The 14,756-nt window shown below is 29.6% G+C and carries 16 protein-coding genes; 12 read left to right on the plus strand and 4 right to left on the minus strand.

Translation table 11 applies throughout. The annotated features are described in order from the left end of the window. Window positions 1–70: 70 nt before the first annotated feature. Complete coding sequence (locus Q4512_RS10785; RefSeq protein ID WP_303424318.1) at window positions 71–727, minus strand: HAD family phosphatase; 657 nt, start codon at window positions 725–727, stop codon at window positions 71–73. 89 nt (window positions 728–816) lie between these two features. Between Q4512_RS10785 and Q4512_RS10790 the strand changes: the two genes are divergently transcribed. Continuing rightward, window positions 817–1,587, plus strand: a complete 771-nt coding sequence (locus Q4512_RS10790; RefSeq protein ID WP_303424320.1) for a zinc-dependent peptidase — start codon at window positions 817–819, stop codon at window positions 1,585–1,587. Here the strand turns inward: Q4512_RS10790 and Q4512_RS10795 are convergent. The 3 genes from Q4512_RS10795 to Q4512_RS10805 all read right to left on the minus strand — a co-directional run bounded on the left by Q4512_RS10795 (window position 1,584) and on the right by Q4512_RS10805 (window position 6,627). Further along, complete coding sequence (locus tag Q4512_RS10795) at window positions 1,584–3,386, minus strand: YfiR/HmsC family protein (protein WP_303424322.1); 1,803 nt, start codon at window positions 3,384–3,386, stop codon at window positions 1,584–1,586. The two genes, Q4512_RS10790 and Q4512_RS10795, sit on opposite strands and share 4 nt — an antisense overlap. After that, on the minus strand, window positions 3,383–6,031 hold the full coding sequence (locus Q4512_RS10800; RefSeq protein WP_303424324.1) for a TonB-dependent receptor domain-containing protein: 2,649 nt from the start codon (window positions 6,029–6,031) through the stop codon (window positions 3,383–3,385). The genes Q4512_RS10795 and Q4512_RS10800 overlap by 4 nt, the downstream gene beginning before the upstream one ends. A 161-nt stretch (window positions 6,032–6,192) precedes the next feature. Continuing rightward, on the minus strand, window positions 6,193–6,627 hold the full coding sequence (locus Q4512_RS10805) for a response regulator (RefSeq protein WP_303424325.1): 435 nt from the start codon (window positions 6,625–6,627) through the stop codon (window positions 6,193–6,195). Between the two features lie 195 nt (window positions 6,628–6,822). Between Q4512_RS10805 and Q4512_RS10810 the strand changes: the two genes are divergently transcribed. From Q4512_RS10810 to Q4512_RS10860, 11 genes are all read left to right on the plus strand, one after another. Continuing rightward, entirely contained in the window at window positions 6,823–7,455 is a 633-nt protein-coding gene (locus tag Q4512_RS10810) for a Crp/Fnr family transcriptional regulator (RefSeq protein WP_303424326.1), read from the plus strand. A gap of 46 nt (window positions 7,456–7,501) precedes the next feature. After that, window positions 7,502–8,296, plus strand: coding sequence for a sulfite exporter TauE/SafE family protein (locus Q4512_RS10815; RefSeq protein ID WP_303424327.1), 795 nt, complete (start codon window positions 7,502–7,504; stop codon window positions 8,294–8,296). 116 nt (window positions 8,297–8,412) lie between these two features. Then, window positions 8,413–9,828, plus strand: a complete 1,416-nt coding sequence (locus tag Q4512_RS10820) for a rhodanese-like domain-containing protein (RefSeq protein WP_303424328.1) — start codon at window positions 8,413–8,415, stop codon at window positions 9,826–9,828. Window positions 9,829–9,952: 124 nt separating this feature from the next. Then, window positions 9,953–10,312, plus strand: coding sequence for a rhodanese-like domain-containing protein (locus tag Q4512_RS10825; RefSeq protein ID WP_303424330.1), 360 nt, complete (start codon window positions 9,953–9,955; stop codon window positions 10,310–10,312). A gap of 129 nt (window positions 10,313–10,441) precedes the next feature. Continuing rightward, window positions 10,442–10,711 (plus strand): heavy-metal-associated domain-containing protein, encoded by a 270-nt coding sequence (locus tag Q4512_RS10830; RefSeq protein WP_303424332.1) that lies wholly within the window; start codon window positions 10,442–10,444, stop codon window positions 10,709–10,711. A gap of 7 nt (window positions 10,712–10,718) precedes the next feature. Continuing rightward, window positions 10,719–11,741: a DUF3365 domain-containing protein gene (locus tag Q4512_RS10835; protein WP_303424333.1), complete on the plus strand. Its 1,023-nt coding sequence runs from the start codon at window positions 10,719–10,721 to the stop codon at window positions 11,739–11,741. Between the two features lie 12 nt (window positions 11,742–11,753). Next, the gene (gene trxA, locus Q4512_RS10840) at window positions 11,754–12,050 is read left to right on the plus strand and encodes a thioredoxin (protein WP_303424335.1); all 297 of its coding nucleotides are present in this window, start codon (window positions 11,754–11,756) and stop codon (window positions 12,048–12,050) included. Beyond that, entirely contained in the window at window positions 12,050–12,634 is a 585-nt protein-coding gene (locus Q4512_RS10845; protein WP_303424336.1) for a methyltransferase domain-containing protein, read from the plus strand. Before trxA ends, Q4512_RS10845 begins: the two co-directional genes overlap by 1 nt. An 84-nt stretch (window positions 12,635–12,718) precedes the next feature. Further along, entirely contained in the window at window positions 12,719–12,925 is a 207-nt protein-coding gene (locus tag Q4512_RS10850; protein WP_303424338.1) for a DUF2892 domain-containing protein, read from the plus strand. A 153-nt stretch (window positions 12,926–13,078) separates the two neighbouring features. Beyond that, complete coding sequence (locus tag Q4512_RS10855; RefSeq protein ID WP_303424340.1) at window positions 13,079–14,341, plus strand: FAD/NAD(P)-binding oxidoreductase; 1,263 nt, start codon at window positions 13,079–13,081, stop codon at window positions 14,339–14,341. A 195-nt stretch (window positions 14,342–14,536) separates the two neighbouring features. Next, window positions 14,537–14,689: a hypothetical protein gene (locus Q4512_RS10860; protein ID WP_303424342.1), complete on the plus strand. Its 153-nt coding sequence runs from the start codon at window positions 14,537–14,539 to the stop codon at window positions 14,687–14,689. The last annotated feature ends 67 nt before the right edge of the window (window positions 14,690–14,756 follow it).

Here is a 14,756-nt window from a genome sequence, read left to right on the forward strand (position 1 = left end):
TGCTATTTGTTGCCCAAATACGATAGTACCAATGAATACAAGGGTAGTTAAATATTGTATCGGAAAGTAATTAAAATAGACCTTTAATTTTATCAAAACGAATTTCATTAAAATCATTAATTACTTTATTCGCCAAACTATAATCTTGATTTTTAGAATGTAGACTATTGTAACCAACACAATAAATTCCAGCATCAAAAGCTGCTTTAATACCGTTTGTTGAATCTTCAATCACCATACATTCTTCTCTTTTAAAACCAGAAGCCTCTGCAGCTTTGATAAATATTTCAGGATGCGGTTTAGATGCTTTTAAATCTGCACCACTTAATTTAGCAATGAAGTATTGGTCTAAGTCAAACTTTGAAAACACATTATTAATGGTTAGCATAGAAGCAGAAGAAGCAAGAACTAAGGTTAATTTATTGGCATGATAATCTTTAATTATATCATGAACACCATCTATTAATTTTAAGTTAGGATCATTAAAGAAAAGTGTTTTAAAATGCTGTCTTTTTCTTTTCACAAGTTCATTTGCATTGGTAGCTAAATTAAAATGTGTGCACAGTTTTTTACATACATTTTTTGTAGATTGCCCTGTAAAGCTTTCATATAAACTAGTGTTAACTTCTAGATTATAATCTTTAAACATATTGTGGTAGGCTTTATGATGTAATGGTTCTGTATCTACAATTACACCATCCATATCAAATAAAATTGCTTTTGGCATTGTTGCTTTTTTTTTTTACGAAGATAAGTTATAGAATATATTTTTTTCTCTGTATTAAATAGAATATTTTGCAAATACAATTTAATAACATGATCTACACCCTTCTTTTTATAGTATTTGTAATTTTTGTATGCTATGCCTTTTATGTAATGAAACCTAAAAAAGTAGGAAAAGTACCAAAACATTGGCATGCTATTTTAATGCAAAATGTACTGTTTTATAAAAAGTTATCCCAAACTAAACAGGCGGTTTTTAGAAAACGAATGATGCTGTTTTTAAGTGAGATACATATAGAAGGAGTGCAAACAGAGATAGAAGAATTAGATAGAATATTAATTGCTTCTAGTGGTGTGATTCCTGTATTTGGATTTTCTAATTGGAGTTATAATAACTTATCAGGAATCCTAGTTTATCCAGATAGTTTTAATGCAGATTTACAGTTTTCGGATCGAGATGAAAATAAACGAATTCTTGGTATGGTTGGAACCGGCCGTTTTGAAAACCAAATGATTCTTTCTAAAAAAGCAATTCGATTGGCTTTTAATAATAAAACCGATAAACACAATACACCAGTGCACGAGTTTGTACATTTATTAGATAAAATGGATGGGGAAACGGATGGCATTCCTGCGTTTTTTATTGGTAAAGAATATATTGCGCCTTGGTTAGCTTTAATGCATAAAGAAATGGAAGCTATTAATAAAGACGCATCCGATATTAGAAAATATGGAGGAACAAGTGAAATTGAGTTTTTTGCTGTTGCTTCCGAGTATTTTTTTGAAAGACCAAAACTTTTTAAACAAAAACATCCAGATTTATATAGGATGCTTTCGGAATGTTTTCAGCAAACAAGTAATTAAACTGCTGCAGGGATTGTAAAATAGAAAGTTGTTCCTATTCCTTCTTTAGAGGTAAGCCAAATCTTCCCGCCATGGGATTCTACAATCTTTTTACAATGTGCTAACCCAATTCCTGTACCTTCATATTTTTCTCGATTATGTAAGCGTTGAAAAATAGCAAAGATTCTATCTTGATAGTTTTCTGGAATACCAATACCATTATCCGTTACTGCAAATTGCCAATATTCCTGTACATCTTCTTCTTCTGTCTTAATGCAAGATATGGTTATGTTAGGAGTAGTGTTAGGATCTATAAATTTAATACCATTACTTATTAAATTTTGAAATAATAGGCGTATTTCGATATCAGAACCAATAATAGTTGGTAGATTTTGTGTTGTTATTATAGCCTTAGATTTAGATATCATACTTCCTAAATCTGTTTTTATAGCTTCAATTAAATGCGTAGTATTTATGGTATTATAAGCTTTTGTTTTTCCTAACCTAGAATATTCTAAAAGCGAATCAATTAGTGTTTTCATTCTTAAACTAGATTCATTAATAAAGTTTAAGCTCATTTTTCCATCTTCATCTAATTTATCTTCATATTCTTCTAAAAGCAAAACAATTAATCCAGATATGGTATTTAATGGTTCTTTAAGATCATGACTGGTAATGTAAGCAAACTGTTCTAGCTCTTTATTTTGTGAGGCTAATTCTTGCGTTTGTTTATAAATTACAGCATTTTTTTGTTTTAAACTTTTTAAGAATTTTTTATTAGTAACGTACATTCTGTAAATACTGTAACAGGCAATAAGAGCTAATAAAACTAGTGCAACTAATAAGTAGTTAAATAATTTTAGTTTACTTATTTGATTATTATTTTGTTTTAATACTGCTTTCTTTTTTTCGATATCTTGAAGTTGCGTAGCAAGAAAATCATTTTGAATTTTAATTTTTTCGTTACTTTTTCTTATTGTTTCAGTTTGAGCTTTTAATGTGTCTAATTGTGAATTTATTATTTGCTCTAGTTGATTTTCAATAGCAACTTTATCTTCTAATTTTTTATTCTGTAATTGATTGTCTTTGTTTAATTGATTTATCCAATTTTCCTGATCGCTTAATTTGCTAGAAATAGTATCGATTACATTTTCTTTATCTAGAATTTCCTTTTCACTATTTTTAATGATTTCTTCTTGTAATGCAGATGTGTCTTTAGTTTTATTTAAATTTTTATTGACATCTTGATATAGTATTTTCCATTTTTCGGAAGAAGTTATAGCGTTATTAATTAGGCTTTCTGCTAAAATAAATCCTTCTTGTTCTAGACTGTTTTCGTTTATTTCATATTCAAAAGAATTACCAGCATTAACCATGTTAATCATGGATACGTGGTACTTATAATCTTCAGTAATAAGTAAAATGTTTTTGGAGGCAATTTTGTTTAAAACGTGGTTAATGTCATAGTTGTAAATATTATTAACATATAGAACTTGAATATTTCTTATATCTTCTACAGTATTAAAATTAACAACTTTTACGGGTTTATTAAAGATTCTTCTTTTTAAGGCGAGAGATTTTAGGTCAATAATCGTTCTGTCTGGACCAAGAACTCCAATATTAAATTGATTAAGCGCTTCTAGATTAGACCAACTTACTTGTTGTGTAAAATTAAATATAAAAATACTACGTTGTAGTCGTTTAATTTCTTCATTATTAGCCTCTTGAGATTGCGCGGAAATTTGAAAAAGAAAGCAAACTAGTAAAAAGGCAAATATAGATTTAGAATTTAAACTAAATTTAGGAGTATTTATTATCATAATTTTAATAAAACTCTAATGTAATAATTCGAACCTTTAACACCAAATTGTTGCACTCTTCTACTATAAATAAAGTTGCCATTTTCGGTATTAGCAGAATGTGCGTGTTTATCTGGATAGACATTAAAGATGTTAGTTCCTCCAAGAGTTATGTTGCATATTTTTTCAAAAGTATAGGTAAACGCTAAATCGGTTACTAATTTAGAAGAGAACGTTTGGTCTCTACTTTCTATTTCTCCAGAAAACTCATTTAACATCCAACTTTCTTGATTCCCATCATCTGGATGTACATATTCCACTTTTCCAAAAAAGGTATTTCCTAATTGAATATTATATTTATCAAAATGATACGATATTATGGAATTGATCTTATAATTAGGCTGTGCCGACTCCACTCTTGCGATGTCTTCCCTATTAAATAATGTACTTTCTTGACCTTCTAAAAAATCGGAAACTTTATTGAGTCTAATTACCTCAGTTTGTTTTAAGTTTCCTGCTAATGATGCATTTAACTCGCCATTTCCTATTTTGTTTTTATAATGTAGAGCTAGATCTAAGCCAATGGTTTTAGTGTCTATTGCGTTAGTGAAAAATTGAGCAGCACCAACGTTAAATGGTTCTAGGGTTTCTTCGTATCCTTCATCAAAACGTCCAGAAAGTACAATTCTATCTTTAATTTTTATATTGTAATAATCAGCAGTAAAGGATAAGTTTTTCGCCAATTTTCCAGAAAAACCTGCGTTAAAGTGGTTGGAAAGCTCTGGTTTTAAGTTTTCAATTTGAAAAGCTTCTTTTGCAACAGCGCTTTCATTATTAAAAGTTCCAACTTGTACTATGTCTCCATTTATAAATTGAGTACTTATATTTTGAAAATATACCTGATGTAGGGAAGGAGCTCTAAATCCTGTAGAGAAACCTAATCTAAAGTTTAAATCTTCACTAATTTTATATCTACCGGATAGTTTCCAAATAAATTGTGCACCAAAATCATTGTAAGATTCATATCTAGCAGTAGCTTTTAATAAGGTTTCTTTTGATGTGTTTACTTCTAGGTCTACATACCCCGAACTATTGGTTCTAAATCTACTTAATTCATTTTCTGGTTGTATGCCAGGAAAAACTTGCGCTCCAGCGATACTTTGCTGTTCGTTACCTTCACCGTCAATATACGTGTTTTCTCCATCAGCAAATGAAGCCTCTTCGCCAGCGATAATGTTATAGTTTTCTACACGTAATTCTGCACCAAATGCAATGTTTACACCTTCTAACCAATCATAAACTCTTGATACATCTAAATTGGATGTGTTTTGTTTATAGGAAAAACCACCCGAATAAAATGTACGTGGCGAGGTAATACCTAACGATGCATTATTAGAGTTGTTTACTGTATAGTCTAGAGTGTTAATACCAATGGTGTGACTAAAATCTAATTTCCAATCGTTTTTTTCTCCTTTAAAGCCTAACGAGATAGCATCATCTTGAATATCGGTTAAGATTTCTGGTGAAAAGCCATTTGGAAATAATTCTAATACTACACGATCAATCTCTTTAGGAAATCTATAAAATCCTTTTGATTTTCCTTCTCTGTAATTACGTCCTCCATGAAAATAAAATAAGGAGTTGTTTGATATTGGTAATTCTCCATTAAACGATAAAGCAAGATTTTGAGTTGCTGCATTACCAATTTCCATTACGCGTTTATTTGCATAATCATTATGGTCATAAAAATTATTTTCGGCAACTAAAATTGCATCTTCTTCAGGATCATTAGAATATATCAAACCATTATAATCGCCAGCTCTATTATAGGATTCTCTATTTCTGTACTCTCCAGTAATGTTTACAAATCCTTTTTTGCCTATTTCAAAACCAAAATTTGCAGAAAAATAAGTGGTGAATGCATCTCCTTCAGTAGTTTGTTCTGCACGACCTTGCACTTCAATGGATTGTGTTTGTTTTTTTAGTATTATATTAATAACTCCAGCTATGGCATCCGATCCATATTGCGAGGTAGCACCATCTCTTAATATTTCTATTCTTTCTATAGATGCAACAGGTATTGCATTAAAATCTGTTCCAACGGTACCTTTTCCAACTGTTCCGTTTACATTTAAAAGCGAACTATTATGTCTCCGTTTACCATTTACTAAAACTAATATTTGATCTGGTCCTAGGCCTCTTAAAGTTGCTGGGTCTATATGGTCTGTACCATCGGATATCGTCTGGTTTGTAGAGTGAAAAGAAGGAACTAAATAATGTAATATATGGCTTAATTCAATTTGTGGAGAATTCGTAATATCTTGCGGAGAAATAATATCTACTGGTGCTGTATTTTTTAAAAGGGAACTTGGTTTTGCCCTAGATCCTAAAGAAACAGGTTGTTCTATAGAAAAACCAGTTTCTAATTTAAAATCTAATAGTGTTTCTTCATTTGCTTTAATACTTACCGATTTCGTTGCCGTTTTGTACATAATGAAGGCTACATTTATAATGAAATCTCCTTCATCTATTAATAAAATATAATCTCCATTAACATCACTAGTTGTTGATATATTAGTGCCTTCAATGCTAATTTTTGCTCCAGGAAGGCTTCCAAATTGGTCTGAAATAGTACCTGTTAATTTAGCTTTATTCTGTGCAAACAATGAAAAACTAAGGGGTAATATAAAAAAGAAAAATATTTTTTTTTTATTAAAGTATGTAGAGTAATGATGCAGCATAAACATGCAAAATAAATTAGGGAATAAAATTACGGATTTGTAAACCGAATTGCTTTACAAATATTTCTGCTAAGTTAATAAAACCTTTATGTTTTTTTACAAGAAGTTAGCACATAATGATTTTGTTTTACATGGTCTAAAATATCTGCAGTTAATGGCTTGTTAATAAAGTCTGAGATTATTTCAATAGTTTTTGAACGTTCAAAATCATCAGGATTGTTAGAAGTTGTTAATAGAATTACCTTGATAGACTTAGTGAAGTCCGTATCTAATTTATTAAACTCTTCTAGAAATTCCCACCCATTCATTGCTGGCATATTAATATCTAAAAAAATTAAATCAGGCTTAGCAATTAAACCATTTTTAGCATCTTTTAAATAATTTAATGCATTTTGGCCGCTATTTACAGAAGTTACTTGTCCGAAATCTTCATGTCTGTTTACAATTTTTTCATTGTAAAAGTTGATAACTTTATCATCATCAATTAAGAGGGTGCAATCAATGGAGTAATTATTCATCATAATGCAATTTTATAAAATTAATTTGAATGTTTCTTCAGTATACATTTTATTTTATTTCTTAAATCGATAAAAGGCAAATATAAGCGACATAATAACATGTTTTTTAGTCTTTTATCAAATTACATTTTAATAAAACCGAAATAATAATTTGCAATACAGTTATTTATATAACTTTGTCTAGGTAAAAATTATATTATGTTAGAAGAATTACAGCAACATTATGGGTATTTGTTTGAAAAAGAATTACTTCAAGAAATTAATAATGTAGGTACTTATAAAGATATTCCAGAAGGATTTAAACTTATAGAAATAGGGGATTATATTAAATCGATGCCGCTTTTAATAAGTGGTGCAATTAAAATTTTGCGAGAAGATAAAGATAGCGATGAACTCCTTTTATATTTTATAGAACAAGGAGATACTTGTGCAATGACCTTATCCTGTTGTTTAGGGAATTCTAAAAGTGAAATTAGAGCAATTGCAGAAACCGATACTAAATTAATAATGGTACCTATTGCAAAAATGGAAGAATGGCTAGGTAAATACAAAACCTGGCAACAATTTGTATTGCAAAGTTATCATAACAGAATGACGGAGTTGCTAGAAGCTATAGATACCATTGCTTTTTTTAAAATGGATGAGCGTTTATTTAAATATTTAAAGGATAAAGCAATGGTTAATCATAATGAAGTAATTCATGTAACGCATCAAGAAATAGCAAGAGATTTACATACTTCAAGAGTAGTGATTTCAAGATTACTAAAAACTTTAGAGAATTCAGGGAAAATAGAACTTCACAGAAATAGTATTAAAATTTTAGATTTGTAACTTAAGTTACAAACTACTAATTAAGAAGAATTATCTTTGTAGTAATATGGATATACAACAAATTATTACGTACTTAAGTGCTTTTTTAATTGGGGCTATATTAGGTTTAATTGGAGGAGGAGGGTCTATTCTTACAGTACCATTATTGGTTTACTTTTTAGGATACAATCCTGTAATTGCTACCGCTTATTCGTTATTTGTAGTTGGTTCTTCATCTTTGGTTGGAGTAATTCAAAAGCATCAAAAAGGGTTAGTAGATTTTAAAACAGGATTAGCATTTTGTTTCCCTTCATTTTTGGCTGTTTATTTATCTAGAAGATTTTTAGTGCCAGCAATTCCTGAAACTATTTTTACTATTGGAGATTTCTCTCTAACTAAAGGAATGGCAATCATGATATTTTTTGCAATAATCATGTTATTGGCAGCTTTTTCTATGATAAAGTCAAAACCTAAAAACGAAAAAAATAAGGAAACGCAAGCCTATTATAAAACATTTATTCAAGGTGTTGTAATTGGTGTGATAACAGGCCTTATTGGAGCAGGAGGTGGTTTTTTATATGTACCAGCATTAGTGCTTTGGGCTGGGTTAGAGATGAAGAAAGCAGTAGGAACTTCTTTAATAATAGTAGCTATAAACTCGTTAATAGGTTTCTCTGGAGATGTACAAGTATTAGAAATAGATTGGTTCTTTTTATTAACTTTTTCTGCATTAACAATTATAGGGATTTTAGTAGGAGGCTATTTTTCTAAATATATATCCAGTAAAAAGTTAAAAAAAGGATTTGGATGGTTTGTATTAGCAATGTCTATCTATATTACTTTAAAAGAATTGATTTTTTAATTAGGTAACTGTTGCATTAAAAATTTAAAAACATTAGTAAATTTGAATAATTAAAAGCTATAAAATGTCTAATCTTCTTAGTAAAGACATTGTATATAAAATTAAATAATAAAAAAATGAAGGTAGAACAAATTTATACAGGATGCCTAGCGCATGCAGCTTATTATATAGAAAGTAATGGCGAAGCAGCAATTATAGATCCATTAAGAGAAGTACAACCTTATATCAATAGAGCAAAACTAGATGATGCTAAAATAAAATACATTTTTGAAACGCATTTTCATGCAGATTTTGTCTCTGGCCATTTAGATTTAAAAGAAAAGTCTGGAGCACAAATTGTATTTGGTCCAACAGCAAAACCTTCTTACGAAGCATTAATTGCAACAGATGGTCAAATATTTGAAATTGGTGATTACAAAATAAAAGTAATTCATACACCAGGGCATACTATGGAAAGTACCACCTACCTTTTAATAGATGAAAATGGTAATGAACATGGTATCGTTACTGGAGACACTTTATTTATTGGTGATGTTGGTAGACCAGATTTAGCGCAAAAAATTGCTTCAGATCTAACACAAGAAAAATTAGCTGGTTATTTATATGACTCACTTCGCAATAAAATTATGCCACTAAGTGATGATTTAATTGTGTATCCAAATCATGGCGCTGGTTCTGCATGTGGTAAAAATATGAGTAAAGAGACCACAGATACTTTAGGAAATCAGAAAAAGGTTAATTATGCATTACGTGCAGATATGACTAAAGAAGAATTTATAGATGAATTATTAGATGGTTTAACAGCACCTCCAGCATACTTTCCACAAAATGTAATGATGAATATTAAAGGATATGAAAGCTTTGATAAAGTCATGACAAAATCACAAAAACCTTTAACTCCAAAAGCTTTTGAAGTAGCTGCAAATGAAACGGAAGCTATTGTTTTAGATGTACGTCATCAAACAGATTTTATTAAAGGGCATATTCCTCGTTCTATTTTTATAGGAATTGATGGTGGTTTTGCTCCTTGGGTTGGAGCATTAATAGCAGATGTTAGTTTACCAATTTTATTGATTGCACCAAAAGGAAGGGAAGAAGAAGTTATAACAAGACTTTCTCGTGTTGGTTTTGATAATGTAATAGGGTATTTAGAGGGTAGTTTTGAAGCTTGGAAACAAGCAGGAATGGATTATGATACCTTAACATCTATTAATGCAGAAGAGTTTGCTAATAGATTTGAAGATAATAAAGATGTTGTTTTTGATGTTAGAAAAGATGGCGAATTTCTATCAGAGCATATCGACGGAGCAAAACATACTGCATTAGATACTATTAATAGTCATTTAAGCGAGTTTCCAGAAGATAAACCATTCTATATACATTGTGCTGGTGGTTACAGATCTGTAATAGCAGCTTCTATTTTAAAAAGTAGAGGAATACACAATTTTATTGATATTGCTGGTGGTTATGGAGCAATTAAAAATACTTCTGTACCAAGAACAGACTATGTTTGTCCTTCAACATTAAAGTAAAAAAATAGTTTTTTTAGTTAATAAAAGCGTGTATTGCATTTTTGTATACATGCTTTTTTTATGTAACAAAAGTTACCAATATTTGGTGATTTATTGATTAATTTTATTAGATATAATTTTAAATATGAAATACATAATTATCATGTCTTTTTTTACAGCATTATTCGGTTCTAACACTTCTAAAAACAGTACTATTAAAGTGTTGTCTTCAGAAGAATTTAAAGCCCAAACAGAAAACAAAGTAGTACAATTAATTGATGTTAGAACTCCAGGAGAATTTAAATCGGGACATATCAATGGAGCAAAAAATATTGATTTTTACTCTGGAAAATTTAATATAGAATTCAATAAACTAAATAAAAACGAAGCTGTTTATGTCTATTGCAGAAGCGGAAGTAGAAGTAGGCAAACTTCAAAAAAGTTAGAAGCAATGGGCTTTACAGAAATTTATGATTTAAAAGGAGGAATTTTAAACTACAAATAATATAACAACATTTAAAAACCTAAAGGAATAGATTTAGTTTGCAGGCAAAAAATGTTTTGAAACTAAACTTGTAAAACTCTTGTAATTCCTGTAATTTTTAAGCAAATACTTTTCAAAAAAATATAAAAAATGAAGACTACAATAATAGTACAAAATTTAAAATGTGGCGGTTGTGCACATACCATCACAACAAAATTATCCGAAATTGAAAATATAAATGATATTAATGTTGATGTTGAAGATAGTAAAGTGACTTTTAATCATATAAATGAAGCAGATGCACTTCTAGTTAGAGATAAATTAAAGACTTTAGGTTATCCAACTATTGAGGATGCAAATTCTTTAACTTCAAAAGCAAAATCTTTTGTTAGTTGTGCTACGGGTAAACTTTCAAAATAAATTAAACATGAAAAATTTAATAATACTATCTATATTTTCCATTTTTATATGGAGTTGTAATAACTCCAATAAGAAAGAATTTTCAGCTTTTGAAAAGCAAATGCAAGCAAAAAAACATCCAGGAAAAAAACTAATGGAAACCAATTGCTATACTTGTCATAGTCCTACAGCTAGTCAGGAAGACCGAATTGGCCCTCCAATGATTGCTATTAAAAAACATTATATTAAAGACAATATAACTAAAGAACAGTTTATAACACAAATGCAAACTTGGATTAAAAACCCTAATGCAGAGGATGCCAAAATGTATGGTGCTGTTAAACGATTTGGAGTAATGCCAAAACAGCCTTTTCCTGAAGAAACCATAAAGCAAATTGCTGATTATATGTATGATTTTGATATTGCCCAACCGAAATGGTTTGAAAAACATTATAATGAAGAAATGGGATTGGGTAAAGGAAAACATAATGGTCAAGGTAAAGGAAAGTATAAAGGGAATGGTCAAGCACAGCAGAAACAGCAAGCAGAAACAAACTTAAAAGACTTGCCATATGACGAACGTGGTTTAAAATATGCACTAACAACAAAAGCTGTTTTAGGCAAAAATTTAATGGGAACCATTCAAAAAAGAGGAACTTTAGAAGCTTTAGCATTTTGTAATGAAAAAGCTTACCCTTTAACCGATAGTATGTCTGTTGTGCACAATGCTACTATTAAACGTGTTTCCGATAAACCTAGAAACCAAAACAATCAAGCAAATGATAAAGAATTAGTGTATATTAATTCTTTTAAAAAGGATATTAAAAATAGTATTGAGCCAAAGCCAATTGTCGATCAGTTAGAAAATAAAGTACATGTATATTACCCAATTACAACGAATGCAATGTGTTTACAGTGCCACGGCAAACCAAATCAAGATATACATAAGCCAACTTTAAGTAAGCTTACTAGTTTATATCCTCAAGATAAAGCTACAGGCTATAATATTAATCAAGTTAGAGGTATTTGGAGTATTACTTTCGATAAATAATTTAAGTTAGGTATGAGCAAATTTTCAGAATTAATAAATAAAGAAACACCAGTTTTAGTTGACTTTTTTGCTACTTGGTGTGGACCATGTAAAACTTTAGGCCCTATTTTAAAAGAAGTAAAAGATACATTAGGTGATGGTGTAACCATTATAAAAATTGATGTAGATAAAAACCAACCTTTAGCAGCAAAATACCAAGTTAGAGGAGTACCAACAATGTTGCTTTTTAAAAACGGAAAACAAGTGTGGAGGCAGTCTGGTGTGCTTCAAAAAAACGACATCATTAATATTATCAATACTTCCAATTAATGGATTTAAACCAAGAGTTTTGGGAGGATAGATATAAAACAAAGAAAACAGGTTGGGATTTAGGCGAAATTTCAACACCACTGAAAACCTATATTGACCAATTAACAAATAAAAACCTCAAAATTTTAATTCCAGGAGGTGGAAATAGTTATGAAGCTGAATATCTTCATAATAAAGGTTTTGAAAATGTGTATGTTGTAGATCTATCAAAAACGGCTTTACAAAATATTAAAACCAGAGTACCTTCATTTCCAACTTCTCATCTCATTCAAGAAGACTTTTTTGATATCGATATGGCTTTCGATCTTATTATTGAACAAACCTTTTTCTGTGCAATAACACCTGATTTGCGACCAGCTTATGCTGTAAAAGCTTCAGAAATTACAAATACAAATGGTAAATTAGTTGGTTTGCTTTTTAATACACTTTTAAACCAAACACATCCACCTTTTGGAGGTTATAAAGCTGAATATTTAGAGTATTTTAAACCGTACTTTGAAATTAAAATAATGGAAGAAGCACATAATTCTATCAAAGAAAGACAAGGGAAAGAGTTGTTTTTTATAATGGTAACTAAAAAATAAATAAAACAATTTTTTAATTTTTAACATAATAACTAAATCTGCTTATAAGATTTTTAATAAAGTAATAATTAAAAAAGATATATTATGAAAGTAAATATGAATGGTTTAGATCGTGGTATAAGAATAATAATAGCAATAACTATTGCAGTATTATTTTGGCAAGGACTATTAGTCGGCACACTAGCTTATATACTTTTAGCATTAGCTGTAATATTTGTGCTTACAAGTTTAATTAGTTTTTGCCCTTTATATACATTATTGGGTATAAATACCTGTAAAATTAAAAAGTAATTTTTTTAGCACTTATTTTGCGAAAGTGATAATTTTTACGCTGTAAAACTTATTATTTCTTATTAAATGTCGCTTTATGTAACATTAGTTACATGAAATTATAAGTTAGACTACTATTTTTATACAAATAAAATCTAACTTAAAACTTTTTTAATGAAATCTCACTATCAAATCTTAGTCATTGGTGGAGGTACAGGAGGAATTATGATTTCTGCTAATTTACTTTCCAAAGATAAATATTTAGACATTGGATTAATTGAGCCAGCAGATTGGCATTATTATCAACCCGCTTGGACACTTGTTGGAGGTGGAACTTTTGATTTTGATAAAACCAAACGCAGCATGGCTTCTGTGATGCCAAAAGGTGTAGATTGGATTAAAGATTATGCTACTGGTTTTAATCCTGAAGGGAATTCGGTTTCAACAAAAGAAAATGGTGATATTACTTATGACTATCTTATCGTTTCTCCTGGTTTAGTTATGGATACGTCTTTAATTGAAGGGCTAACAGAGTCTTTAGGGAAAGGAGTAGTTTGTAGCAATTATACAGATCCAAAACATACTTGGGAAGTTCTAAAAAAATTTAAAGGTGGTAATGCTGTTTTTACACAACCAACGACACCAATTAAATGTGGTGGAGCTCCTCAAAAAATAGCGTATTTAGCAGCAGATTATATCAAGAAAAATGGACTTAAAAACAAATCTAATGTTGTTTTTGCAACTCCAGGTTCGGTTATTTTTGGAGTAAAAGAAATTAGAGAAAGTTTAATGCAAGTTATTAGCAAATATGGTATTCATTTTAAACCCTTTTACGCACCAATTAAAATTGATGGTGAAAACCAAATGGTAACATTTAAGGGAGTTGGTACAGGTGAAAATAAATGTGTTATTAATGAAGATAATGCGTTAAGAGAAATCATGTCTGGCGAGTCTATTATTGAAATGCCTTTTGATATGCTACATCTTGCTCCACCACAACGGGCTCCAGATTTTGTTAAAAATTCTACTTTAGTTAATGACGCTGGTTGGTTAAATGTTGATAAACAAACACTACAACACAATAAACATGCAAATATTTTTGGTTTAGGCGATGTTGCAGCTTTACCAACTGCAAAAACAGGAGCAGCTATACGTAAACAAGTACCTGTTGTTTCCGATAATATATTACAATTAATAGCACATAATAAAAAAGGAACTAAATCTTATAATGGTTATTCGTCATGTCCTTTAGTTACTGGATATGGTAAAATGATTTTGGCAGAATTTGATTACGATAACAATTTTATTCCAGATCCAAAATTAAAACAAATGCTGGTTTTTAATAGTGAAAAAGAACATTGGAGATTGTGGATGCTTAAAAAATACGGATTGCCTTATTTATATTGGAATAAAATGATGAAAGGAAAAGAAGTGTAACAAAAGTTGCAAATAGAATCGATAGATTACTATAAGTTTGTATAATATTAGTTTTTATAAAACGATATATGATTGATTAATAGCAAAGCATCTTATTTTTTAAGATGCTTTTTTTGTTTTATGATATTTGTCATATTTATTTTTCTTCTTCCATTGTAATTTTACATTAATATATAAAGCTTAAAAATAAAAATTATGATATCTCAAAGTATTGCATTATCTAACTGGAATAACGGAGTAATAATGATAGCTGTTTTCGCATTCGTTTGTGCAGCTCTTGTGTTTTTTTTAGTGAAATCTATGTCTAGTAATGATAGAAATAAAGGAGAAGAACCAAAGGAAAGATGATTTTTAAAAAATAATTTATGGTATAAAAAAAAGGAGAACAATTTTTATTGTTCTCCTTTTTTTTTGT

It is taken from the genome of Oceanihabitans sp. 2_MG-2023, from assembly GCF_030547245.1.
GTDB lineage: Bacteria > Bacteroidota > Bacteroidia > Flavobacteriales > Flavobacteriaceae > Oceanihabitans.

What these genes read in the sequence shown, in the direction of transcription:
- Q4512_RS10785 (WP_303424318.1), bottom strand. Translation starts at nt 727, where the DNA reads ATGCCAAAAGCAATTTTATTTGATATGGATGGTGTAATTGTAGATACA.
- Q4512_RS10790 (WP_303424320.1), top strand. Translation starts at nt 817, where the DNA reads ATGATCTACACCCTTCTTTTTATAGTATTTGTAATTTTTGTATGCTAT.
- Q4512_RS10795 (WP_303424322.1), bottom strand. Translation starts at nt 3,386, where the DNA reads ATGATAATAAATACTCCTAAATTTAGTTTAAATTCTAAATCTATATTT.
- Q4512_RS10805 (WP_303424325.1), bottom strand. Translation starts at nt 6,627, where the DNA reads ATGATGAATAATTACTCCATTGATTGCACCCTCTTAATTGATGATGAT.
- Q4512_RS10810 (WP_303424326.1), top strand. Translation starts at nt 6,823, where the DNA reads ATGTTAGAAGAATTACAGCAACATTATGGGTATTTGTTTGAAAAAGAA.
- Q4512_RS10815 (WP_303424327.1), top strand. Translation starts at nt 7,502, where the DNA reads ATGGATATACAACAAATTATTACGTACTTAAGTGCTTTTTTAATTGGG.
- Q4512_RS10820 (WP_303424328.1), top strand. Translation starts at nt 8,413, where the DNA reads ATGAAGGTAGAACAAATTTATACAGGATGCCTAGCGCATGCAGCTTAT.
- Q4512_RS10825 (WP_303424330.1), top strand. Translation starts at nt 9,953, where the DNA reads ATGAAATACATAATTATCATGTCTTTTTTTACAGCATTATTCGGTTCT.
- Q4512_RS10830 (WP_303424332.1), top strand. Translation starts at nt 10,442, where the DNA reads ATGAAGACTACAATAATAGTACAAAATTTAAAATGTGGCGGTTGTGCA.
- Q4512_RS10835 (WP_303424333.1), top strand. Translation starts at nt 10,719, where the DNA reads ATGAAAAATTTAATAATACTATCTATATTTTCCATTTTTATATGGAGT.
- trxA (WP_303424335.1), top strand. Translation starts at nt 11,754, where the DNA reads ATGAGCAAATTTTCAGAATTAATAAATAAAGAAACACCAGTTTTAGTT.
- Q4512_RS10845 (WP_303424336.1), top strand. Translation starts at nt 12,050, where the DNA reads ATGGATTTAAACCAAGAGTTTTGGGAGGATAGATATAAAACAAAGAAA.
- Q4512_RS10850 (WP_303424338.1), top strand. Translation starts at nt 12,719, where the DNA reads ATGAAAGTAAATATGAATGGTTTAGATCGTGGTATAAGAATAATAATA.
- Q4512_RS10855 (WP_303424340.1), top strand. Translation starts at nt 13,079, where the DNA reads ATGAAATCTCACTATCAAATCTTAGTCATTGGTGGAGGTACAGGAGGA.
- Q4512_RS10860 (WP_303424342.1), top strand. Translation starts at nt 14,537, where the DNA reads ATGATATCTCAAAGTATTGCATTATCTAACTGGAATAACGGAGTAATA.